At 43.3% G+C, this 25,444-nt stretch carries 16 protein-coding genes; 5 read left to right on the top strand and 11 right to left on the bottom strand.

Annotated features, from left to right (window positions below):
* Window positions 1–138: 138 nt before the first annotated feature.
* The 3 genes from NST74_RS09265 to NST74_RS09255 all read right to left on the bottom strand — a co-directional run bounded on the left by NST74_RS09265 (window position 139) and on the right by NST74_RS09255 (window position 3,078).
* On the bottom strand, window positions 139–1,161 hold the full coding sequence (locus NST74_RS09265; protein ID WP_341111651.1) for an SDR family oxidoreductase: 1,023 nt from the start codon (window positions 1,159–1,161) through the stop codon (window positions 139–141).
* Window positions 1,162–1,266: 105 nt separating this feature from the next.
* Entirely contained in the window at window positions 1,267–2,115 is an 849-nt protein-coding gene (locus NST74_RS09260) for an NAD-dependent epimerase/dehydratase family protein (RefSeq protein ID WP_341111650.1), read from the bottom strand.
* Window positions 2,116–2,145: 30 nt separating this feature from the next.
* Window positions 2,146–3,078: an aldo/keto reductase family protein gene (locus NST74_RS09255; protein WP_341111649.1), complete on the bottom strand. Its 933-nt coding sequence runs from the start codon at window positions 3,076–3,078 to the stop codon at window positions 2,146–2,148.
* Window positions 3,079–3,252: 174 nt separating this feature from the next.
* On the opposite strand from NST74_RS09255, the gene NST74_RS09250 reads away from it, so the two are divergent.
* Window positions 3,253–3,597 carry a winged helix-turn-helix transcriptional regulator gene (locus NST74_RS09250; RefSeq protein WP_042125921.1) on the top strand — a complete coding sequence of 115 codons (345 nt, stop codon included), beginning with the start codon at window positions 3,253–3,255 and terminating at the stop codon, window positions 3,595–3,597.
* A 276-nt stretch (window positions 3,598–3,873) separates the two neighbouring features.
* Here the strand turns inward: NST74_RS09250 and NST74_RS09245 are convergent, their stop codons facing one another.
* The 6 genes from NST74_RS09245 to NST74_RS09220 all read right to left on the bottom strand — a co-directional run bounded on the left by NST74_RS09245 (window position 3,874) and on the right by NST74_RS09220 (window position 18,242).
* Window positions 3,874–4,875 carry an anti-sigma factor gene (locus NST74_RS09245; RefSeq protein WP_341111648.1) on the bottom strand — a complete coding sequence of 334 codons (1,002 nt, stop codon included), beginning with the start codon at window positions 4,873–4,875 and terminating at the stop codon, window positions 3,874–3,876.
* Window positions 4,872–5,363 carry an RNA polymerase sigma factor gene (locus tag NST74_RS09240; protein ID WP_076121092.1) on the bottom strand — a complete coding sequence of 164 codons (492 nt, stop codon included), beginning with the start codon at window positions 5,361–5,363 and terminating at the stop codon, window positions 4,872–4,874. The genes NST74_RS09245 and NST74_RS09240 overlap by 4 nt, the downstream gene beginning before the upstream one ends.
* 178 nt (window positions 5,364–5,541) lie before the next feature.
* Entirely contained in the window at window positions 5,542–12,768 is a 7,227-nt protein-coding gene (locus tag NST74_RS09235; RefSeq protein WP_341111647.1) for an Ig-like domain-containing protein, read from the bottom strand.
* 251 nt (window positions 12,769–13,019) lie between these two features.
* Window positions 13,020–14,132 carry a response regulator gene (locus NST74_RS09230; RefSeq protein ID WP_341111646.1) on the bottom strand — a complete coding sequence of 371 codons (1,113 nt, stop codon included), beginning with the start codon at window positions 14,130–14,132 and terminating at the stop codon, window positions 13,020–13,022.
* The gene (locus tag NST74_RS09225; RefSeq protein ID WP_341115859.1) at window positions 14,129–17,215 is read right to left on the bottom strand and encodes a sensor histidine kinase; all 3,087 of its coding nucleotides are present in this window, start codon (window positions 17,213–17,215) and stop codon (window positions 14,129–14,131) included. Before NST74_RS09225 ends, NST74_RS09230 begins: the two co-directional genes overlap by 4 nt.
* Window positions 17,216–17,384: 169 nt before the next feature.
* Complete coding sequence (locus tag NST74_RS09220) at window positions 17,385–18,242, bottom strand: LysR family transcriptional regulator (RefSeq protein WP_341111644.1); 858 nt, start codon at window positions 18,240–18,242, stop codon at window positions 17,385–17,387.
* A gap of 124 nt (window positions 18,243–18,366) precedes the next feature.
* Between NST74_RS09220 and NST74_RS09215 the strand changes: the two genes are divergently transcribed.
* From NST74_RS09215 to NST74_RS09200, 4 genes are all read left to right on the top strand, one after another.
* Entirely contained in the window at window positions 18,367–18,876 is a 510-nt protein-coding gene (locus tag NST74_RS09215; RefSeq protein WP_341111641.1) for a GNAT family N-acetyltransferase, read from the top strand.
* 322 nt (window positions 18,877–19,198) lie between these two features.
* The gene (locus NST74_RS09210; protein ID WP_341111640.1) at window positions 19,199–20,155 is read left to right on the top strand and encodes an ROK family protein; all 957 of its coding nucleotides are present in this window, start codon (window positions 19,199–19,201) and stop codon (window positions 20,153–20,155) included.
* 29 nt (window positions 20,156–20,184) lie between these two features.
* Window positions 20,185–20,802: a sugar O-acetyltransferase gene (locus tag NST74_RS09205; protein ID WP_341111639.1), complete on the top strand. Its 618-nt coding sequence runs from the start codon at window positions 20,185–20,187 to the stop codon at window positions 20,800–20,802.
* A 66-nt stretch (window positions 20,803–20,868) separates the two neighbouring features.
* The gene (locus NST74_RS09200) at window positions 20,869–22,068 is read left to right on the top strand and encodes an MFS transporter (RefSeq protein ID WP_341115858.1); all 1,200 of its coding nucleotides are present in this window, start codon (window positions 20,869–20,871) and stop codon (window positions 22,066–22,068) included.
* 440 nt (window positions 22,069–22,508) lie between these two features.
* On the opposite strand, the gene NST74_RS09195 is transcribed toward NST74_RS09200, so the two are convergent.
* Together NST74_RS09195 and NST74_RS09190 are read right to left on the bottom strand one after the other, a co-directional pair.
* The gene (locus tag NST74_RS09195) at window positions 22,509–22,727 is read right to left on the bottom strand and encodes a hypothetical protein (protein WP_341111638.1); all 219 of its coding nucleotides are present in this window, start codon (window positions 22,725–22,727) and stop codon (window positions 22,509–22,511) included.
* Between the two features lie 782 nt (window positions 22,728–23,509).
* Entirely contained in the window at window positions 23,510–25,435 is a 1,926-nt protein-coding gene (locus NST74_RS09190) for a beta-glucoside-specific PTS transporter subunit IIABC (protein WP_341111637.1), read from the bottom strand.
* Between the last annotated feature and the right edge of the window lie 9 nt (window positions 25,436–25,444).

The raw sequence follows: 25,444 nt of genomic DNA, 5'->3' as shown, positions 1-25,444 counted from the left end.
GGAGTCCTTACCAGGACGGTAAGCCTATTAAGCTAGAACTATATTGATAGTATGTTTGTGCAGCATATAAGCTCTTCTATTTACAGAAAAAGACGGCTGCTCCCGAAGGAAACAGACCGCCTTTTTAAAGACCTACACTTATGAGAAGTAAGAAAGCGGCTTCGCTTCCACTCCATGTTTCTCAATCAACGAATCCAGTAACTTAGACCATTCCGCATCAACCGTGCAATGATCAGGATGAGCCTCGAACCAAGTAACCGACTGCTTTATCCCTTCAGAGAAAGGAACTGTTGCCTGGAAATCAGGCACGAGACGTTTGATTTTACTATTGTCAAAAACACTGCTTACCGCTTGATCACCGATCAAGCCATCCGCCGCCCCCGGAGGAGAGAAGGCTGTGATAAAGTCTGTAGAGATATGAACCACTTTCGGCTCCACACCTGCCGCTTGCCCAATGGCCGCATAGATCTGATTCCAGTTCAATACCTCGTCAGATGTAATATGAATGGCCTCCCCAATCGCTTCCGGATGCCCAAGCAATCCAACGAACCCTTTGGCAAAATCTGAGTTATGCGTCAGTGTCCACAAAGATGTTCCATCTCCATGGATGACTAAAGGCAAGCCACGACGGATACGATCAATCAAGGACCAAGGATGCTGACCACTCGTGAGTGCCGCAGGGATGGCTGTATTTCCGTAAGTATGGGAAGGACGAACAATTGTAACCGGGAATCCGCTGCTCTTGTGTGCCTCCATCAATAATTGCTCACAGGCAATTTTATTTCTCGAGTATTCCCAATAAGGATTCTCCAAGGGTGTCTCTTCTGTGATTATATAATTACGCTGTGGCTTCTGATAAGCCGAGGCCGAGCTGATAAAAATGTACTGCTTCGTTTTACCTGTAAACAGGTCAATATCTGTCTGCACATGTTCCGGTGTAAAAGCAATCCAGTCTACCACTACGTCGAATTCGTAATCTCGCAATACTTCGGCAGCCTCCGCCGGATTACGAATGTCACCTTGAATCACCTTTGCCCCGTCCGGAACGAATTCGGCTCTTTGTCCTCTGTTGAACAAATACAGCTCTATTCCTTGTTCTACGGCGAGCGGGGATACAGCCTGGCTAATCAGTCCCGTACCACCGATAAATAACACCTTCATTTCACACACTCCTTATAGAGGATGTTCAAAAAGTCCGCTTTTGATCACAAAGGATCACAAGAAGCGTACTCGACATCGAAGATTGAATTCAGGCGAAATCGTTATTTATTCGTTAACGTAATCACGCCATAAGTGCTTTGGCTGCCAATTCAACAGCTTCTTTGCCTTCGCATTGCTGAGTAACGACTCATGGCCTTCCAGCGGCTGGCGGAAATCCGTCACCTCAGGATAACGTGCGGCCATTAACTCTCTGCTAGGAACAGCCATACTGGTCTCATCTGCGCATATATTAAGAGCAACTGCGCCCAATCCGTCCGTTTCAATCGCCAATTGGCAAGCTGTCGCTACATCCCGTGTATCAATATAACTCCACAGAATCCGATCGCGCTGCGCGGGATCATGAATGAAGGAAGGGAAACGTTCATACGTCGATGGGTCAAAGACATTTCCGATTCTTAGGGAAACGACTTGTATACCCGTTCTGCGCTGGAACATCTCTGCTGTCTGTTCATTCACAACTTTAGATAGACCGTAACTATCCTCAGGTAATTGTGGATGTTCCTCATCCATAGGCACATACTGCGGACCCAATGGGTTAACCGCAAAACAGATGCCATATGAGGATTCACTGGAAGCAATAACAGCTTTGCGAATGCCCAGTCCAGCAGCAGCCTCCAGAATGTTATAGGTGGATACTACATTATTTTGAAAGGTGACTTCACTCGTCTTTATATTTGCGGCTGGGATTGCAGCCAGATGTACAACTGCATCAGCGCCTGCAAGTACGCCATACACTTCACCTAAGTTATTCAAATCAGCAATGATCGTTTGGCACAAGGAATCTGCAGATTTTTGCGTATCCACATTCACAACCTCATACCCTTGTTCTACAAAATGCCGGACGACCCATTTACCAAGCATTCCGCTTCCGCCAGTAACAACTACTTTCGCCATGATCATATCTCCTTTTTTATGAATCTATCTCTAGTTAAGAATCTCTTCAATTTTCTTCAGAATATCTTCAGAAAGCTCTATTCCCGAAGCCTTAACATTCTCTTCAACCTGCTCCGGACGACTGGCACCCACTAGCGCACTTGCTACATTAGGCTGACGCAAAATCCAAGCCAAAGCCAGATTTCCCACAGAAATATTCAGCTCCGCAGCTACCCCGCTTAGTTGGCGAACCTTTTCAATCTTCTCTTCCGTAATCGCCTTCTTCAACCGATCCAGCTTAGCCGCACGGCTATCTTCAGGGATATCCGCGTTATACTTTCCTGTTAGCAGCCCTTGAGCTAATGGAGAAAATACGACCTGTCCAATGCCGCGGCGCTCGCCGAGGGGAATGATTTCTTTTTCAATATAACGTTCGAACATATTATAAATCGGTTGGTTAACCACGATATGATCCAGCAAATAGCGGTCTGCTACAGCTAATGCATCCGTCATTTGCGCCGCTGTCCACTCACTTACACCGACATAATATACCTTGCCTTGACGAACCAGATCATCCAGCGCACGTAAGGTCTCTTCAATTGGAGTTTCCGTATCAAACCGGTGGCAATACATAATATCCACGTATTCTACGCCGAGACGTTTTAAACTTGCGTGACACTGCTCAGTAATATGTTTACGGGATAAACCACGATCATTTGGCCCCGTCCCCATTTCGCCAAATACTTTAGTTGCGAGTACATAGGATTCTCTCGGATAGTTCCGCAAGGTCTCGCCTAGCACTTTCTCAGCAGCACCCTTTTCGTAAACATTAGCCGTATCAAAAAAATTCACGCCTAGGTCGTAAGCGGTTTCAATGGCTTTGACAGCATTATCTCTTTCTACGTATCCTCCATATGTCAGCCAGCTTCCCAAACTAATCTCGCTAACTTTTAGGCCTGTGCCACCTAGTCTACGATATTTCATAATAACTGCTCCTTTCCATAGTTCCGTGTTATGATTTCGGCAGGTTGCCTAACGAACATATTAATTCTAGAATAGTTTGTATATAATAGGAAGAAGTGAAATTTAGTTTACTATATGATCCCTAGAGTAGTTACTATACAAGAGTATAGTGGCACCCAAACAGGAGGAGATTCCTTGACAACAGCTAAATCTACCAATAATTATATCCCTAAAACCCCACTTACTATTGAATGTAATGTAGAAAAAACCCTTGAAGTGTTGGGCGGAAAATGGGCTTTTCTTGTATTAAGAGAGTTATTCGACGGCACCCAACGCTTTGGAGCGCTACAGCGAAAAATCACTAATGTCAGCCCTCGTGCGTTGACTAGTACCCTTCGCCATTTAGAGGAACACGGTGTACTAGAACGCCATGTTTTTCCTACCGTACCGGTAACAGTGGAATATTCTCTAACTCCAAAAGGTGAGGATTTACATCAAATTTTGAAGGAAATGAAGCTGTGGTCAGCCAAATGGACGTAGGTTCATACAACGGATTCATACTCTAACTGCATAGTATCCGGTGTATGCTAGAGAGTAATTTGGGAAAAAATCCCTGAAAATAGCCGATATTCGGAATAAATGAGCAAAAATAGGGAATTCCTCCCTAATAATCGAGATAATTTCTTGTTTTCTAGCAAATCAGCTTAATTTTAGGGAGGAATTCCCTAATTATTAGTTAGATGACCAGATATCTCGGAATTATTAGGGAGGAATTCCCTGATTATTATGGAATCCCAGAATTTATACTATTCAGATTCAATATTTATCTACAACTGCACCGAGAACTGCCGTATTTACATAGGGCTTTCCTTTAAGGCTTTGCAGCTCTTTTGCAGTCCCAGTAACAACAACTCCCAGTAGCTGCACGTCACTGGCATCCGGTGCCGCTTTATCCTTTTTCAAATAATTCGAGATTCGCTGGAATTCTCCGTAATACTTGCCCTCCTTCTGAAGCCCATAGGCTAGTGATTGTAAAAAATCCTCTGGTTTTGGTTTAAATAACCCTTCCCATTTGACACCGTAACCGTATATTTGTCTCGCTGATTCCGGTAAGGCATACTTATCCGGGCTACTGTCATTCGTAATAAACTCAAGCTTCTTCTTATTGTCATACGTATCTACCCAATACCAAGTCTGCGTCAGTTCTGTTGGCAGCATGTTTTCAACTTCAGCCTGCGTATAGCTTTTATCAAATGAAACTGCCATCTCTACCAGCTTACCGGGATCCATTTGTTCGAGTGCAGGCAGGTCGTTCAGCACCTTTCCGTTATAGTTTACTCCAGGTACATAAAACATCATTTCCCGCTGTCCATTTTGACTGTTATATCCGCGGTAGTATTCATAATTTTGGCTAGTCATTACTGGATCAGGAACATTTATACTAGAATAACCTCTACTAAGCAGAGAAAAACGGCTGCTCATACTAAAATCCAACTTTTTAGTATCCCATACGACAGGTACACCCTCAACAACCTTGTAAGTACTCAGTTCAACTTTTCCTGATAAAAATCCTAGATCCAGCTCAGTTCTCAGCTCATGAAGATTAGGACTACTAATTTCCATCATGATCCTCTCCTCATCCAGCCCGCGCATCGCTAACCAGCTAGTCAGTTGAGAGATACCCAGCATGCCGCCGAGTAATACTATAACAGTCACAATCAGCGAAATAATCATATTACGAATCAATGTTTTTCGTTTTGCTTTCTTAATTATTTTTGAAAGGTTTTGATCATCCTTTTGTTCCCATGGTGCTGTCATTCCGCTTCACCTCTGTACTTTTTTTGGAATTGCCTGCGGGCACGAAACAATGCCGATTTGACTGTATCTGTCGTGATTCCGAGGAGCTCTGCAATCTCCTGATAGGACAACTCCAGTTCATACTTCATAATAATGAGTTGTTTATGGAGCGGTTGCAGTTCTGCAAGCACGCGGTCAATGTCTTCCCGTTTTTCTTTTAGCAACAAATGATCCTCCGGAAGTTCCATATCCGGCACATCGACATAGTCAATAGGAATGATTATACGTTTGCTACGGCGGCACAGATCATAGTAGCGATTGATCGCTACTTTATATAGCCATGCACTGAATTTGTTCTCATCAATAGAGTCGATATACAAAAGAGCCTTATACACCGTATCCTGTACGATATCTTCCGCGTCGGCTGCAGGTGCCCCGAGACGAATCAAGTATTTTTGGATTTCTAGCATTTTGGGTTGAAGTATCTGATGTAGCTGCCCGGGCTTCATCCTGCACCTCCCTTCGTATATATAACGGTGAAGTTCTCGGAAAGTTAGCTGGTAGGAGAAAAAACATATAAAAGAAAAGCTTCGTAAAAAATCCCCTTACCGCTAACAGTATATAGATACCGTATAGCGTAAGGGGATTCTCTTGTAAAAAATATTTCTTCACTTATAAAAGATTCATTTATTTTACCTCAGGAATGTATTGCTCTCCACCAATTTGCTGTTTCTCAAAGGAATGATTCATACTAGCTTCCTGAATGTGTCCGTACGCCCAGTGTTTATCACTGACGTCTTTCCACTTCTGCTGTGCTCCAAGCAATGGGCCTCTGCCCAAAAGTCTGTTAATGATCACAACAGCTTCTGCACGAGTTAATGTCTGATTCGGACGGAATGTTCCATCCAAATATCCGTTAATGATCCCAGCTGCTTTGGCCGCATCAATCGCATTTTTTGCCCAATGGCCACTACTAATGTCTTTAAAGCTGCTGGTCCCACTTTGAGCCTTATCCAGCAAGCGCTCTACAATGATAGCCATTTCTGCACGAGTAATTAGCTGATTCGGCTTAAAGCTGCCATCTTCATACCCCTTCATTAACCCTTGTACTGTAACTACACTAATAGACTGCAAAGCCCAATAAGTTGTATTCACATCTTTATAATCTGAGGCAGCTTGTGCTTCATTCTTACCCCATAACCTTGCCAAAATCGTTGCCATTTCCGCACGGGTAATCATTCGTTCCGGGTTGAATCTGCCGTCCGCATAGCCTAAAATATATCCTTTATGTGATTCATGAACTACATTTGGATTGTTAGGCTGTTCCTTATCCGTGCCACTATTGTTAGTAGGCTTAGTGATCGTAGAGCCACCAGGCGTGTTCGTTCCTCCCGGCGTATTGTCATTATTCGACTGAGCAGAGAAGCTCACGATTTGAAAACGACTGAACTTTGAAATCTCAAATTGGATCCCTTTTGCTACACCGTTCTCATATTGTATAGTTCCTGCTACCAGCTCTGTCGTGCCATCTGTATGTTCGATGAACACCTTCAAAGCGTCTAGGAAAGCTTGTCTATTCTCAGTTGGAATCGTAATTCCACTTAATGGGAGAACAACCTTTGTGTTAAATCCGCCAAAGTTAGTTTCGATCTTTCTTGGCAGACCCAGTAAGTTTATCTGATTCCCAGCAGCTGCTAACGTAACCTTAGGGTCAGTATTCGCTGCTTTCTTAGCCTCACGATCCTCTTGAGCGTTCTTAACCGGTACAATTCGGAAATAAAGATCTGTACCCTTAGCTGCTGCGTCTTCTAAAGCTTCCTGACTCAGCCTTACTGAGCCTTCATCGGTAAAGATATTCATACCCGCATTTCTGTCAGCCAGTGCCGAAACCGCTGCAGCAGGAATTTCAATGGCTATCTCATCTGCCTTATCCTCTGCTTGCTGCTTAATCTCAACAGTTAGCGTACGGTTATTAATATTTCCATCCTGAGGATTGATAGAATTCGTCAGACTTTCTACTTTTGACGGATCAACGATAACAGTATCAATCTTTATCTGATTGCTGAGCGTTGTTCTGAGTATGTTCAGACTCTCCGTGTGTATCGTGTCATTTGAGTTGGCTTTTACATCAGCCGTTCTACCGGTCTCTTGGCGTGTATTTTCTTTTTCCTTCACTATGTTTTTGTTTGTTACAACCAGAAGGAAGCTTTTTGTAGCTTTAGCGGTACCCTTAGAGATCGTAGCGGTAACAATTACATTCTTGTCACCCTCTTCAGGTCTGTTTACGGTACCCTGTTCCTCACCATTTTTGCTGGATAGCTTAAGAACATCGATATTGGTCGAGGTCCATGTAATCTTCGTTCCATGTTTTCCTGTACCAAGCAACAAGAATTCATTTGTAACAGACTCCCAAGTATCTCCATCCGAAAATTTAAAAGCCTTATCTACCCCTAATTCTTTAGCAGCATCTCTAACAGCATCTTCATCTGACATTCTGATAACAGTCATAATAAATACCTTAGTACGCTTCTCGCCAGTCTCTTTGTCGAGAATTGTTGCGGTTAAAGTGACTTCGATATCACCCTCATCAGGTCCAGGCTGAACTACCTTACCCGTTGTACTAACGACATCAGGTTTACTTGATGCCCAAGTGATTGATGTGTTTCCGGAAGTACCTTTTTCAGTCAAATATATCGTTTTGGTCACATGCTTCGCATGATCCCCTGCACCATAGATAATATCCAACTTATTATAATCATTTATTAGATGACTTAAGGATGGCTTTGTCGCATCCAATGGGAACGGATCGTCTTTATCGTTAATTCCATCGTGATCGCTATCGGGATGCTTCGGATTCGTTCCAAGCACGATTTCCTCTTCATCCGTCAGACCATCGTTATCATCATCTGGATCTAGGCTATCTGGAATACCATCTCCATCCGTATCTAACTCACCATTTACTGCTCCTGGCTTCGCGGCATCTGTTGGAAATGGATCATCCTTATCGTTCATTCCGTCTCCGTCGGTATCTGCCTTCTTCGGATCTGTGCCGAGCACGATTTCCTGCTCATCGGTCAGACCGTCGTTATCATCATCTGGATCTAGGCTATCTGGAATACCATCGCCGTCTGTATCCAGTTCGCCGCCTCCGTTACCCGGCTTTGTCGCATCCAATGGGAACGGATCGTCTTTATCGTTAATTCCATCGTGATCGCTATCGGGATGCTTCGGATTCGTTCCAAGCACGATTTCCTCTTCATCGGTCAGACCATCGTTATCATCATCTGGATCTAGGCTATCTGGAATACCATCTCCATCCGTATCTAACTCACCATTTACTGTTCCTGGCTTCGCGGCATCTGTTGGAAATGGATCATCCTTATCGTTCATTCCGTCTCCGTCCGTATCTGCCTTCTTCGGATCTGTGCCGAGCACGATTTCCTGCTCATCGGTCAGACCATCGTTATCATCATCTGGATCTAGACTATCTGGAATACCATCGCCGTCTGTATCCAGTTCGCCGCCTCCGTTACCCGGCTTTGTCGCATCCAATGGGAACGGATCGTCTTTATCGTTAATTCCATCGTGATCGCTATCGGGATGCTTCGGATTCGTTCCAAGCACGATTTCCTCTTCATCGGTCAGACCATCGTTATCATCATCTGGATCTAGACTGTCTGGAATACCATCTCCGTCTGTATCCAGTTCGCCGCCTCCGTTACCCGGCTTTGTCGCATCCAATGGGAACGGATCGTCTTTATCGTTGATTCCATCGTGATCTGTATCAGGATGCTTCGGATTCGTTCCAAGCACGATTTCCTCTTCATCGGTCAGACCATCGTTATCATCATCTGGATCTAGGCTATCTGGAATACCATCTCCATCCGTATCTAACTCACCATTTACTGTTCCTGGCTTCGCGGCATCTGTTGGAAATGGATCATCCTTATCGTTCATTCCGTCTCCGTCCGTATCTGCCTTCTTCGGATCTGTGCCGAGCACGATTTCCTGCTCATCGGTCAGACCGTCGTTATCATCATCTGGATCTAGGCTATCTGGAATACCATCTCCGTCTGTATCCAGTCCGCCGCCTCCGTTACCCGGCTTTGTCGGGTCGGTTGGGAACGGATCTAGACTGTCCGGAATTTTATCTCCATCCGTATCTGGTTCAGACGTAAACGTCCAAGTTGTTTTATCCGTAATCCCTGCATACATGTTGCCGGCTGTATCCTTAAATGCACCAGGCTGAACAAGGACATAATACTGGGTACTTGGTTGTAAATAACCTACATTTACACCGTTGACAGGAATTATATCCTCAGGCGTAAATGTTACGCTATTACCCGATAAGTTGACGCCCATAGCACCTGTTTCGAACTTGTAGACAACACTATCGTCAGATTTCTTGCGAATTTCAACTTTTTTACCCCGCATATCTTGAATAGCTGAGCTGAATGTCAGCTTCAAATTTGTATCCGCTGCTACATTCGTAGCCCCTTTTACCGGAAAATATGCTGTAACCGTAAGATCTGTCTTTTCTGGAGCTAATCCTGTCGTGAAGTTCCAAGTGGTCTTATCCGAAATCCCTGCAAAAGCGTTACCTTCCGCATCCTTTATTGCTCCGGCATCAACCTGTACATAATATTTCGTATTGTAGTCCATATATTTTCCGTCATGATCTGACAGCATCAAATAAGGATTGATCGTCACTGTTTTGCCTGAGATGCTAACACTAGTTATATCGCCCATATCGAATGTATAAAGCACGCTATTATCTAGCTCTTTTTTGAGTACTACCTTTTTGCCTGCTACTCCTTGTACATCTTCACTAAATGTAAGCTTCAAACTGGAGTCCACCCCAACATTTGTTGCCTCATCTGCAGGCGATAGCGATATTACAGTAGGTCCTTTTGCAATTTCCGCAGCTGTAGTAAATCTCCAACCTGTTTTGGAAGTAATGCCTGTAAACAAATTACCAGCTTCATCTTTTAAAGCACCCGCTTCGATCAGCACGTAATAACCTGTTCCGGCTGCCAGGCTGGACGACAACTTAAAAGTTGCTTTCCCATCCAATAACGTTATCTTAGTCGTATCGTCAGCTGCGATAGTTTCAACCACACTATCATCGGACGTTTTCCGAATCGAGATGTTTTTGCCTGCAACTGGAACTACCTTCTCACTAAACGTCAACCCAAGGTTCGTATCGACCGCAACCTCTGACGCGTTATTGACAGGCGTAAACGTCTTTATTATTGGGGGTGTAGTGTCTGGTCTAGATACCATTTCAAAAATCCATGTATTCTCCATTATATTCTTGATTATCCCAGATTGACCTGCGTACTGCTCATATTGCACATGACCATTCAGACCTTCATAGAGGTTACCTACCAAGTCTTCCAGAGCACCCTGATCAATCGTTACATAGTATTCTTGACCATAACTCAGTTTGGTTTGCTTAATCTTTACGACGTTTCCTGTGATTGTTACTTTATTAGGATCATCAATTCCAATCACTTCTATCTCTTGGGGGGGAACAGAATCATAATAATCCTCAGCAGTGATAGTGCTACCCGGTGACATGATCCTAATATATTTATCTTCCCCCACTACTGCCTTGACTTTCTCGCTGAATGTGACAGTGAGTTCCGTGTTCAGAGGTACTTTTGTTGCATTAATAGCAGGTGCCAGATCGGTTACTGTTGGAGCAGTTTCATCTGGCGCCACTGTTGTGAAGTTCCATTTCGTCTTGTCAGTGATACCCGCATAGCTATTACCTGCGATATCTTGAAAGGCTCCAGCTTCAATCTGCACGTAGTACCCAGTACCATACGCCAAATCTGTAGCAGGCTTAATCGTTATTTTGTCTCCAGATACCGTAACTTTCGTAGGATCACTTGCTGTTATCGTCTCTATAACACTGTCGTCTGTCTTGTTAAGAATCTTGATCGTTTTACCAGTCACCTTGACATTTTCGCTGAACGCCAATACGAGGTTGGTATTCACCGGAACATCCTTGGCATCATTCGCAGGAGTCAATCCCACTGCCGTTGGCGCGAGTGTATCCGCTGGAGCTCCGGTTTTGAAATACCACGGAGCTGTGCCAATCTCCATTAGTACATTATTAATATACTGTACCGAAGTGACCATCCCAACATAATCATTATTGAAGGTATCTTGGAAAGCTCCACTATCCATGGTCACATAATAATATTTATTGTTTGCCATGTTTTTTGCTGGATTGATCGTAACTTTATTGCCTGAAATCGTCACCTTTGTAGTATCACTCGTGGAAATCTTTTCGAACTCGACAGCCTCTGTATAATTGTTAGATGATCCATCCGAGAACATTGTTCCCGGTACCATAATCCTTATAAATCTCCCCCTACCCGCATGTACATTTTCACTGAAAGTTAGAGTCAAATTAGCATCTGTTGCTACATTCAATTCTTTCTTCGCAGGAGAGAACTCTGTTGCTATAGGTGCAGTGGTATCACTACCGGCGCCTGTTTTGAAATCCCATACCTCAGCAGCCGTGAAGCCATCCGGCACATGGACTTGGCCATCAAGAATCTCTATCTCTCCATTCAATCCCTCATAAAGATTACCTGCTGAATCCTTAAACGCAGCCGGGTCGACCTTTACGAAATAATTCGTTTTATATTCAAGGTCAGCAGCTGGGTTGATTTTTACAATATTGTTCGAAATCGTCACTTTACTTGTATCATCTGCGGCGATCGTCTCTATTTTGGTAGAGTTTGCAAGCACCTCCGGATATTCGGAACCACTGGCATTAGAAGTAACTTGTGGTTTCCAAATCGATATATTTTTACCCGAAACGGCCTTTACACCTTCATTAAAGGTCAACGTAAGGTCTGAGTCGACCTTTACATTCTGCTCGTTTTTTTCAGGAGAATATGTGGATACTATCGGCGCTTCCGTATCCTCTGGACCACCACTATTCCCGGGGTCTGTATTAACAGCTACAGCTACAGGAACCATGAAGGTACCTACCATAAAAGGTCCTGGGCTGAGATTTATAGTTTGTATTACTGTATTTTTTGTTGTGTCTATTACACTCATAGTTGAAGCACCATAATTAACCGTAAATGCTTGACTCCCATCTTGGGAAAGGCCAATTACATAAGGATTAAAACCAACAGGAATTGTAGCTTCCACCTGATTCGTTATTGCATTGACAACAGAAACCGAATTACTAAAAGCATTAGCTACATAAACCTTATTCCCATCCGGACTGACTTCTGTTGCGTGAGGAGCTACACCAACAGGAATGGTAGCCTCCACTTTATTCGTTACTGTATCGATCACAACCATGGTATTGTTCCCTTTACCTGCTACGTAGATCTTTGAACCCTCGGAATTTACTGACAGGCCATAGGATGAACTTGCTAATGAAATTCCAGAAATCACAGTATCACTATTAATATCAATTAAAGAAACTTCATTGCCAGAATCGTAGGATAAGTACAGCTTTTCTCCAATCACGACCATTGCGACTGGGTTAGAATTTACAGATATCGAATTTATCACGCTCAAAGTAGCTGTATCGATCACCGAAAGTGAGTTACTGGAGTAATTAGCCACATAAGCTTTACTGCCGTCTGAGTTAAATGCAACGCCATGAGGAAACGACCCCACTGCAATGGTTGAAATTACAGTGTCAGTGGATGGATCTATAACAGAAACAGTCCCATCCGCTCTGTTGGTTACGAAGACCTGGGTCTTATTCGGATTAATGGCGGCACTGTTAGGCTCTGTTCCTACTTTGATCTTCGCCTTTTCCACCGTTAAATTCGTTAAATCTACTACATCCACTACACCACTCGAAAAACTTGTAACATACGCCTTTTGAAATACCGAAGTCGTATCCTTATCAGCAGTGCCTGCATAAGCCAACTCCCCCCCTCTAATAAATAGTGACGAGCATATGTTGACCAGTAATACAAATAATAGAATGCTAATTGCTTTCTTGGACCTGACTAATCGAAGCACATTCTCAACTTCTTTCCTATGTATTTTATTACTCCCATGTTTAGGAAATCATATCAACCCTAACTCACCAAAATCTCACAAATTGTCGGGTAATGCCGAAAAACACAAAAAAAGCAGTGAGATTTTTCCCTCTGCTTTCTCTTTTTATTAATATTTCAGTCTAGATATGCAGCTACACGCTCTTTAAACTCTGCTGAAGGGACCAGCCCCAGCTCAGTACGATAAGCCCCCTCGAATTTCTCATAAAGTCGTGCAATCTTTTCTTTATTTCCGAGTTTGGCATAAACATCAATCATTTGCTGGTTCATTTCTTCATGCAGCGGATATAAGCTTAAGAACTTTTCTAGTCGTTGCTCCGCTTTATGCCAGTCCTGAGCAGCACAATCATTGTCAACCAGCAAACGAGTGCATGTTGTGAAAAACTTGCAATACGCTTCCTCCAGCGATATCTTCCATAGATAAGGCTTTCCGTCCAGCAGAGGCCCTTGATATAAGATACTGAGCCGCTCCATTTGCGTAGTGTTCTGTTGTCCCTCCACTATTTCTAAATGAAATCTTTGATACTCAAGCGCATCATAGCTTTCGTTTCCGGTCTCCAGCATATAACCATCGTTCATTTTGCGGATTTCCATGCCGAAGTCCTTTTCCTTCAGCATTTTCTTCAAGAGGTATATCGTATTATACAGATTGGATGCCCCTCTCTCATCCTGCATATCCGGCCACAATAAATCCATTATCTTCCACTTACTGATATAACGGCCTGCATTACATAGGAAATAGGCGAATAATTCCTCTGCTCTACGTGTTCGAAAATGAATAGGCTTCCCTTCTGAATCACATACTTCGAATCCACCGAAACAGCGGATCATCGGCTCCGTTTTCTTAGGCCCTTGTATCACCGCCGGTCTCATTCGTTTAACAAGTCGTTCAGTGACCCTATGGATTGCTTCGGGTGTGATCGGCTTAAGAATATAATCTAGTGCACTTACCTCGAACGCTTCCAGTGCATAATTTTTGTAGGCGGTTGTAAATACAATTTCCGGTTGATACATCAGCTTATGAATTCTGCTTGCCAGCTCAATCCCGTTCATCCTTGGCATTTCAACATCTATAAACACAACGTCCGGTTGTAAATCAGGTATACACTCCAGTGCCTCCAATGGATTAGAAAAGGCCCCGCTAATGGTATAATCTGAATTACGACCGATCAGTACCTTCATCAAATTCAAAATCGGTTTCTCATCCTCAACAATCACTACACGAATCATCGTGTTTCTCCCTCCATGCCCCCAAGGCTTGCTGGTAAATACATCGTTACTTTGGTCCCGAGCCCAAGTTCGGAATGAATGGTTAAGGTAGCTCCGGGTATCGCACCCAGACGCTTTCTTATGTTACGGATACCAATACTGCCATCCAGCTGCTCGTCTCCGGTTAATTGGTATAACAAGTCATCTGGCATGCCCACCCCATCATCTTCGATGATAACTTTCATATAGGTACCACCTGCTTGAACCGTAAGCGACACTTTGCCCTGACCTTCTTTTTCAAACAATCCATGTCTGATCGCATTTTCAACAAATGGCTGAATACATAAGGAAGGGATCTCAACCGAACGTAGACCCTCATCCATATGAAAAATAAAATCAAACCGCTCGCCAAACCGAGCTTTTTCGATCTCGACGTAGGCTTGAATCAGTTCTAACTCACGGTGCAAAGGAACAACTAAAGTGGAGCGGTCCATATCGAGAATATATCGAATGTACTGACTTAGCATAGATAACAGATAGGCGGCTTTCTCTCCATCGGTATAACAGAAAGAGATCACACTGCTCAGCGCGTTATACAGAAAATGAGGCTTAATTTGCGCTTGATGAAAAGCATACTCATTTCGTATCGCTTCCTGTATCGATGTTTTCATTGCAATCAGCGTTTGAATTCTCGCAATCAGCGTTTCTCCATCAAATGGCTTGGTTATATAATCATTCGCCCCAGCCCTGAAGCCAAGCGCAATATCCGCTCTTGCGTCTTTTACTGTTGCAAACAAAATAGGTAAATCCAGAATAGAGTAACGCACACGTAAGGTTCGGCACAGCTCAATCCCTGAAATACCCGGCATCATGACATCTAATATGACTAGATCTACATTGGGGTATTGCTCCATTTTGTCCATGGCTTCAGTCGCCGAAAACGCCGTAATCACATTGTAATGATGCCGTCTTAGAATATTTAGCAGAATGTGAATGTTAGAGGCTTCATCATCCACAATTAGGATCGTATATCCACTCTGATCTACTATATCCAGCGAGGTCTGCTCAAAAAATGCGTGCTGACCCGCCCCCGTAGCAGCTACTTCACGATAGCCTGGGATCCGCTCGATTTTCGGCAAGGTGAAGATCATCCGAGTGCCTTGGCCGACCTCAGACCAATCCACCCGAATTTCACCGCCCATCCGTTCGATGAGTTTCCTGCTAATGTACAGGCCAACGCCCATTCCTGTATAACCATCTTGCGGAAGCGGTTTATCAACCTGTTCAAAATATTCGAAGATGGCGGTATGCATATCGGGTGATATCCCCGTTCCTGAATCCTCCACGGTAACAGATACTGTATTTCCCTCCACATATGCTTTTATCTTAATAAATCCTTTATTCGTATGTTTAATCGCATTGTGTACTAGGTTGTACATTACCTGTCTTAGCCGACTATCATCGGCCAGCACCCAAACATCAGAATCCACTTGATTATCTAATCGTACGGATTTCCCCGCAAGCTCAAACTGCAATACATCAAATACAATTTGCGAAGCCACCCTTAGATCAACCACGGTCTGCTGTAGTCTTAACTCTCCATGCTTCAAAAGGCTGACATCTATCAAATCTTGAATAAGCATAGACAACTTCGTAGAAGTATCCTTAATTAGCCAAAGGTTCTGCTTCTGTATCGGATACAGATTATCCTCACCATCTTCTAGTAAAAAGGATGTCATATTCATTATCCCATGCAGCGGAGTCTTGATCTCATGCGAAGTGTTCATTAGAAATTCATCTTTAAGCTGATTAGAGATTAGCAACTGACGGGACAGCGTTTCCGTCTTGTCATAAGTGTTTGAGAATCGCACAGCTAACATAATATTGAAGAAAACAATAAAACCAATCACACCGCATTTACCAACCAAATCGGTCCGCAGCATATTTTCAGAATAAAGACTTACGTCTAAGAAAAAAATCAGAAGTGAAATCGCGCCGCCAATGAACAAAAACAGTTCTTTTCGATCCGTCGTTTGGCTCTGGCTGCGAACATATAGATAAATCATTCTGACGATAATAGTCAGCATAACGATTCCAAGATACGTTACAAACAAATATTTCACACGAATATGTACACCATATGGCAGCACCAAAACCGATATCAGGTAAAGGACAAATGGAGACAATACGATCCGCATCTTCTTCCTTGACATCAACCGAGATTCCACCGAGCAGTAAAACATAATAATGATAATCGAGCCGATAAACTGGCTTATTTCCAGCATCTTATAAGTTTGTTCAAACGGGGAATTGGGTAACAACTGCTGAAACAGCTTCTCACCATAGAGAGAATTGTTCAACGAGAGTATAAGCAGATATAAACCGCTCAGCAAATAGGCCTTTTCTCTACGCCCTACGAAATAGAAGCTGAGATGGTATGCCCCAAACATGCCCAGTATCAAAATAATTCCAATATCTGTGCCAATCTGAATACTGTTCATTTGGGTAATATCCGCATGTGCTCCCAACGGGATTGAATTCACGATCCCACCCGTAACAAAATTGTAGTTAGATACTTGTATTACAATTTCTATTTCTTTAGCATTAGAATGAAAAAATACCGTATATGGAGTATTCCCTGGCTTAAATGACTCACTATCTGTTGAAGGAAATCCGACCTCCCCTTCTTGTCTACCATTAATAAACAGTTTTTGGGACATGCGGATACTCCTGATTTTCAAACCAAGAATTTCTTCCGAATCTTTGACCCACACCTTAAGTCGATAGGTGCCAGCCCCTTTACGGTCCATTCCACCTTCTATGACCTTACCCTTCCATGTCCCTGGGACAGATAGATATGAAGCCTTCGTATTTATTCGTTGCTGAATCTCAGAGGGACTGAGCAGTTCATCTTCATAAAATTCCCACTCACCATCCAGATCAACGATCCCCTGCTTCTCAAAATCCCATCTCGACAAATCCAGTACGCCCTGCTTCGCAACCGGGGTATCTTGGTCCTGAATCGTGGGGGAATATATACTTACTAATAGGGAGAAGGCAAGCATAAAAAACAACCCCATCCCAACTATTCCACGATATTTCATCGTCCTCAAGCTTCAGGCTCCTCTCACCAGCGAGTAATTCTACCATTCTACTCCGCTGCTCTCACAAAAATCTCTCAAAAAACCGCCTGTAAGCAACTTCCTGACACTCTAATAATTTGCTGACGTTACTCAGTATAATCGGCACTTCGGTAGGCGTCTATCTCCTCTCTTACCTTCCCACCCCAAGCATCTCCAGCCCAAGCCATACACGAATATCTTCGGTATTTTCTGTTAAATAAAGCGCGTAGGCCCTTGTGATCGGCATGTCTAACTCACATTGAAGTTGGAATAGCCTCTGTTGATCGAGATACGGTTGTGCAATAGATCGGGGTAGAAATCCAAAGCCTGCTCCTAGTAGCAGCATGTCCAGCATAATCATCGAGTGATCAGTCTGAAGTGCAGGCACATAGCCTGGTCCAACTATACTGGAAAACCATTCTGGAAACGGGCCTCCCCACTCTAAATGACAATACTCACGCTGAAAAAAATCCTCCTTGCGTACAGATGTCTCTCTTAATTGCGTGGAAACCAGAACAATCTCATCGTCAAACAAGAAGTGTTTGGTTACCTTGGGGTGTTCCGGCGGGTCATATTTAATCGCAATTTGTACAATTCCATCCAGCAAAAGATCACGAATCATATAACTGGAATCAATATAACTTAGGAATTTGATAGCCACCTTCGGATGATCACGTCTAAATGAAAGAATATGCTCCAGGTAATAATAATGCCATACGGACCCAGGCCCACTTAAAATGATATAGTTCTCCAGTTCTTCGGATAGAGTCACCTTGCTCTCTTCAAACAAACGAAGCATCCGCTCAGCATATGGAACAAAGGAAATCCCTGCTTGCGTTAAGCTAACATTCCGATTATCACGTGTAAGGAGCACCTTGCCCACGGCGTTTTCTAATGCTTTTATTCTTGCGGTAACGGCTGACTGGGAGATATGTAGATGTTCTGCGGCCTTGGTGAAATTTCGGATTCTGCATACCGCCAAAAAAGCTTCTAATTGAGATAAGTCCATGGATTGCACCCTCTATGATTCAAAATATTAATGATTACGATCTATAAAATTCGTTATACAAATTATATGTATTCAGTTATGATTTCGCTATATTTTTAAACTTAAAAGTGCTGGAGGAAAAAACATGAATAATATTGTAAGCATTGAACAACTATTTTCGATTGAAGAATCTATAGATGAGCTTTCAGAGCTACTTATACAGGTCGTGGAGGATGGAGCCTCCATTGGATTTTTACCACCCTTAGATGCGTCAGACTCTGCCTTATACTGGCACAATGTTTTGGCTCCCGAAGTGATCCTTTTTGTCGCAACAATGAATGAGATTATCGTGGGGAGTGTACAACTACATTTAAGTACAAAAGCAAACGGAACACATCGAGCCGAAATCGCAAAGCTGATGACACACCCTAAATATCGCCGGAATGGTATTGCTCGTTCACTAATGCAAAAAGCTGAGGAAAGAGCTACGCAGGAAGACAGGTCTTTAATCGTGCTTGATACAAGAGAAGGTGACCCTTCCAACCTCCTTTATACTTCAATGGGCTACATACAAGCTGGACGTATACCAAACTATGCAATATCAGCTAACGGTGAATTACATGCGACGTTCTACTATTATAAAATCATTGGCTAGACACTTTGAACTTAAAAACATTCAATAAGCAAGCGTGGACTGTCACCGGATTTCAACCGTGAAAAACGGTATATAATCAAGAAATCTGGGGACAACAGCGGCTGGAAGTCCAAGCATTCACCGCAGTCACACAATTACCTTAATAGAAAAATTTAAAGTTCAACTAATATAGACATTTATAAAACACCAAGTTATAGTATTGATAACACTTTTAATAACTATTTTCGAAAGTCTAGAGGTGAAAAAAATAAACCAAATCGCAAACAATTCCATTCGTGTTAAAAAGATAAATCAGGAGCTTATCAAGCAAGCCTTAAAGTCGATGAAAGAAGGAACCAAATCAACGATTTCTAGCGCCACCGGATTAAGTATTGCCACTTGCGGAAATATTCTGAATGAACTTATGGAGACAGGTGAAGTCATTGAGACGGAGCTGGAGGCTTCGAATGGAGGTCGGCCGGCTCGAAGATTCATCTATAATGTTGATTTCTCCTACATCGCATGCATCTATGCCAAAATTGAAGATGGGCTACAATCCTTAACCTATACAGTAACGAATTCCGTTGGTCAACGTGTCGATGACGGATATATCAAAGCTGAGAGTATTGATGCTACGACCATAGATCGTTTAGTAGGCACACTAATTCAAGCCTATAACAACATCAAAGCCGTTGGTATCGGAATCCCGGGACTGGTTCATCAAGGTGTCATTAATATTTGTGATATCAAGACTTTAATTCATGCTCCCTTAGAATCACTCCTCAGAGAGAAATACGAGGTTGAAGTCACAGTCGAAAATGACATGAATCTAACCGTTTACGGATTCTATAAGCAGCAGGATTACGAAGAGGACAAAACCATAGTTGTGCTGACCTTTATCAAAGGTGCCTTTCCGGGTGCAGGGATGATGATCGACGGGCATATCCACAAAGGAAATACTAGATTCGCGGGCGAAGTCTCATTTTTACCTTTTGGAATCTCGCGTGACGAGCAATTCATTCGTTTAGGGCAGACAGAAACATTTATCCCCTTAGCAGCTCACACCATTGCCTCATTGACGGCAGTTATTAACCCTGAGACGATAGCGCTCACAGGCGAACAAGTTAGACAAGAGGATATACCACATATCTATCAAAATTGCCTGGCATTCATTCCAGACGAGCATATGCCTCATCTAATTGTGCTGGATCGTCCTGATGATTATTACATGAACGGATTAATTGCGATCACGCTGGAAAGCTTGACCTATTCGTTGCAACTGGTTGAAAAGCGCCGCTAATACAACAAGAACTTCAGGAGGAATTACGAATGGCAACAAACAAAGAGAATATGATTGCAGGAAAGCTTTACATGGCGGGCGGAGAAGAATTAGCTAAAGATAGCAAAAGATCCAGAATGCTCACCCGTCTATTTAACAATACGACAGAAGAACAAGGCGAATATAGAGTAGAGTTACTTAAGCAATTATTTGAGTCTACCGGTAAATCATTGCATATTGAGCCGCCTTTCCGCTGTGATTATGGCAGCAATATTACCGTTGGCAATAACTTTTATGCTAATTTCGACTGCATTATCCTGGACGTAGCAAAAGTAACGATTGGTGAAAATGTTCTTTTTGGACCCAGAGTAGGCGTGTATACCGCCGGCCATCCCATTGATGCGGACGTTCGTATTAGTATGCTCGAATTCGGTACACCGATTACCATTGGAAACAATGTGTGGGTTGGCGGAAATGCCGTAATCAATCCTGGAGTAAATATCGGCAACAATGTAATCATCGGCGCAGGTTCAGTCGTGACTAAAGATATCCCTGACAATGTAATTGCCGTGGGGAATCCTTGCAGAGTGCTAAGAGAAATTACCGAGGACGATAAACAACACTGGGAAAAACTTAAAGAAGAGTACTATAGAGACACCGAGCAATAAAGATACCCGATTCTGGAGGTTCTCACGTTGAAAAAGCGCTTTGGCGGATTTAATAAGGTTTATGCCATGCAATTGGCAACGATCTTTTTAGGGTTTATTGTGTTTGGGATATCCGAAAATATTAAAGGGCCGGCCATTCCAAGAATTCAGTTTGACTTTAATTTGGATGAAAAGCAGCTAGGTACCCTGCTATCCCTAAACGCACTAGGTTATTTGATCGCCTGTTCTTTTACAGCTGTATTGGTTCGCAAGTGGGGGATCAAGGCTGTCAGTATTATTGCTTTCGCATCCATGATATTCTCTGGCGTTCTAATTTACATCTCACATAGCTACCCCCTCTTCTCGGCTTCCTACTTCCTGATGTATATCGGAAACGGAATGCTTGAGATTGGACTTGCCATTCTGGGAGCACGTATCTTCGTTAAAAATACCGGGACCATGATGAACTTATCCCATTTCTTTTACGGGTTTAGTTCCACGTTAGCTCCACTTCTGGCTACAGGGCTAATGACGGTAAGTATATTCGGTCATACAATTGATTGGCGTGGAATGTATCTAATAATGCTTAGCTTGTCTTTACTCCCTATTCTATTTGCCTTACGGAGTACGTTTCCGGGTGACGATCTTCCGCATGAGGACCGTATTCCACTAAAATCACTGGTCCGTGATCCGGCTTTATGGCTAATGGTTCTAATCCTGTCCTTCGGTGTAGTATCGGAGCTTGCCGTAGGCGGATGGCTCGTAAATTTTCTTGAAAAAGCATACAAGTGGGATACGGTTACAGCTTCTGGAATGCTGTCCACCTTCTTTCTCTGCTTCTCGTTAGCAAGACTCCTGCTGGGACCGGTTACAGATAAGATTGGATTTAATCTATCGCTCATTATATTTTCAGCCTTCTCTGCCCTGTGTACCTTTGCCGCAATTTTGGGTGGAGAAAAGTTCGCCTTTCTATTCGCCGCAGCAGGGATCGGTATTGCGATGATTTATCCTACCGTTATGGCTTTCATCGCAAAAAGGTACCCTCACGGCAGCGACACCGCCATCACATTTACAGTCACGTTAATGGGAGTGGGTAGCGTAATCGGCAACTATGCTATAGGTGCTGTGATCGAAGGTGTGAAGCGGCTGTACGGTGCGGAGACGCAAACAGGCTTGCTGCGCGGACTTCAAGCTGGCTATGGATTTATCGGATTATGTGCGGCGATATGCGCCATATCCGGCTGTGTTCTCTATCGTTATTTACATCGCCGCCAAGAACTTATCTAACCTAATAGTTGTTGCACTTATTTCAGCTTATACAGCCAAAACCTGCCGATTTAATGGCAGGTTTTTTATTGAACTATGTTCTCGTTATCCTTGCTAGGTCAGCTGATGGACTCCGAGCTATTGAGCTGCTGAGTTAAGTGTCACCGAGCAAACGAGCTAATGAGATATTGTGCGATTGACCGAGGAAGATCCCTTGCTGACTCCCGGGGCGTTATTGAGTTATTTTTGCGCAGAAAAGAGTACTTTTTAACCACATAACGGCTCCTGAGTCCGTATACTCCGCCAAAAGAAGCAAAATCATGTAATAGCCACTATACAGTCCGCAATCATAGTCCATTCATACTTAAAGCCATCATTCCCACGCGTATGGTGTATGCAACAATGGCATTTGAGCTAGTGATCAGCACTAAATGTAGATCGCAGCCCTTCCGCCAGCTTCATTATTTTTCTAACAATCTGCTCTTCTCCGTTACCCACCTGTTCAGACTACTCAAAAAAACTACTTTCACAATCTCATCCAGCTCAGATAGACTAACATTTTTGGCGCGTTGCTCTGGATCTACATTTTTACGAATGGGATGGTCATGGGAACCCGAATACGCATAGTCCCAGTGACTGTCAATCAAATAAGTGGCTTCAAATTCTTCGATTAACTTCAAGATCCTATCCGAAGTCTGCGAGTCAAAATGTATGGTCGAAATTACCTCTCCATCCTTTGCAATAAACGCGCCATTTCCCTTTAAGGTTTCTTCTAGCGTGGGGACAGAGAAATCCTTGTTATTGCGCTTCTGCTCCCCTTGTCTTTATTTGGAGATATTGAGTTCGTGCAAGAGGTTATGATCCAATCTCAAGTGGAAGCCGTACAACAGGCCAGCCTCTTATTTATCCCGATACAAAAGGTTGAGTCCGACCTAATGGATAACCATAGCTTTAAAGACTTATTGTTAAAACATCTATCTTACAAGCCTAACGGATATCGATCTTTTCTTCGTGGCAGGTTATGTAAAGTTAGATTAGTCCTAACTGTCTAGGCAGCCCCCATAGTTGCACTTTATACAATTATAATTTCTCTATCTGACGTCAACACCCATTTAGTTGCACAATGTACACTTATTTAATAGAAAATGAAGAAAATTGAGTGTGATCGGGATTTTTAGTTGTACAAATTACACTTATTTATCGAATCAGTAGCTACTCTCTCATATTAGTTGTACTTTATACAATTAAAATAGCTCTACTGTACCAGTGAAACTCTTAGGGTTCAGACAAACCGCTAGAATGCACACTAAAATGCCGAGAGATCACTCTAAAGGTCAAATCCTGAAACAGGTGCTCGCGTATGAAGTATTCGGAAAGATTAACTTTAGCAGCGGCACCTCTTCCAGTAACAAAACAAAGAGCCGATCCTAAAAAACAGGATCGGCCCTATCACTTCCTATTATTAACGTGTAACCAAGGCAAACTTTTCTTTTATCTTCACAGAAGTACCCGCCTGATTTATGACTTCTGTCGTTTCAGTCGTATTCGTGATGATGATCGGTGTAATAATGCTGAAGCCTTCACGGCGGATGCTTTCCAGTTCAACTTCCATCAAGATGTCGCCTGCCTTCACCGTGTCACCCGGCTGAACCCGAGTGTTAAAGTATTTCCCTTTCAGCTTAACCGTATCTATACCCACATGAATCAATACTTCTGTACCATCATGGCCTACAATAGCGATAGCATGTTTCGATTTAGCTAGGGTAGCAACTATACCGTCAATAGGTGAAGCTACCTGGCCTGAAGAAGGCTCCAGCGCCAGTCCTTTGCCCATCGCCCCACTTGCGAACGCCTCATCCGGCACCGCAGAGAGCAGCAATACGTTACCTGACATCGGACTGGACAACAATGTAGCATTACCCTTGTCCATTTCTACAGCATTGAAGTTTACTTCATGGTTTATCGAATCCTGCACGAACTTGTTACCCGACTCCGGAGCTGATACTAGTGTATCATCCTCTATATCTTTGAAACCGAGCATGAGGCATAGCAGAAATGCTGCGACAAAGGAAACAACCATCATAATTACACCATATATAATGTTTGAAGTTCCTTTTTCTCCGGAAAAAGCAAGCAGTGCCATAAGGTTGTTCTGCGGTACATACAAGGTAACATGTACAATCCCAGCGAAGCAGCCCGCGATGCCCGCTGAGATGGCAGCGGCAATCATCGGTCTCTTCAACTTCAAGGTTACACCATACAAAGCTGGTTCTGTGATACCCATCGTTGAAGAAATCCATGAAGCAGAAGCTAATTGCTTCATCGATTTGCTCTTAGAGCGAATGGCAACGGCTAGTGTAGCCCCACCCTGAGCAAGGTTCGCACAAATCTGAGCGACCAGAATTAACGCTTCCTGCCCGGTAGCTGCGAAGGCAGAGATAAAAATCGGTGTGAGCGCATGGTGCATCCCGGTCATAACAATGAACGGGAATGCGGCAGCAAGGAGAGCCACCATGACAAAACCGAGCGTTCCTTGCATCAATTCGATCACATAAGCCAGTCCTTGTCCTGCATAATTCCCCAGCGGTCCGACAACGATAAGGGCCAAAGGTGCGCTGATGAGCAGCAGCAGCAGCGTTGGATTCAACAGAATTTTCAGCATATTAGGAACGATTCGGTCTATATATTTTTCAATATAGGACATCATCCATACTGTCAGCAGGACAGGAATGACTGATGCTGCATAAATAACAGATGGAACCGTCATTCCTAGGAAGGATATCGGATCCTTGGAAGCCACCCAGGAAGAGAAGTTAGGATGGAGTAGAACACCAGCGACGATAACTGCAACTGAAGTATTCACTCTGAATTTCCGGGAAGCACTAACCGCTAACAGAATCGGCATGAAATAGAATGCAGCATCTCCGATAATATCCAAGATTCGATAGGTGTCTGCTTCTGGAGACATCAGATCGAAGGTGGTCAACAGTGACAGAATGACCTTGATCATCCCTGCAGCCGTTAATGCCGGAATCATTGGTGTCATACAACCGGTAATCGTGTCAATGACCTGGCCTATTACTCCCTTGGTTTTGCCGTTCCCCGAAGGCTTACCGGAACCGCTGTCATCAACACTCTGCACATTAAGATCAATAATTTCTTTATATACAGCATTTACTTCATTGCCGATAATAACCTGATATTGGTCGGACGTTACGTTCACCCCCGCTACAGCCTCCAACCGGTTCAATGCTTCCTTGTCGGCTTTATCATTGTCTTTTAAACGGAACCGCAAACGAGTCATGCAATGTTCCAGATCAATGATATTTTCCTTCCCGCCGACCAGATGTATGATTTGTTCAGCAATTTGCTTGTATTCTTTTTTCATATGCTCTTC

Source organism: Paenibacillus sp. FSL F4-0125, from assembly GCF_038008565.1.
Classification (GTDB): domain Bacteria; phylum Bacillota; class Bacilli; order Paenibacillales; family Paenibacillaceae; genus Paenibacillus_AQ.
Note: the sequence above shows the minus strand (reverse complement) of the source record. Positions and strands in the feature narration are given on the sequence as shown.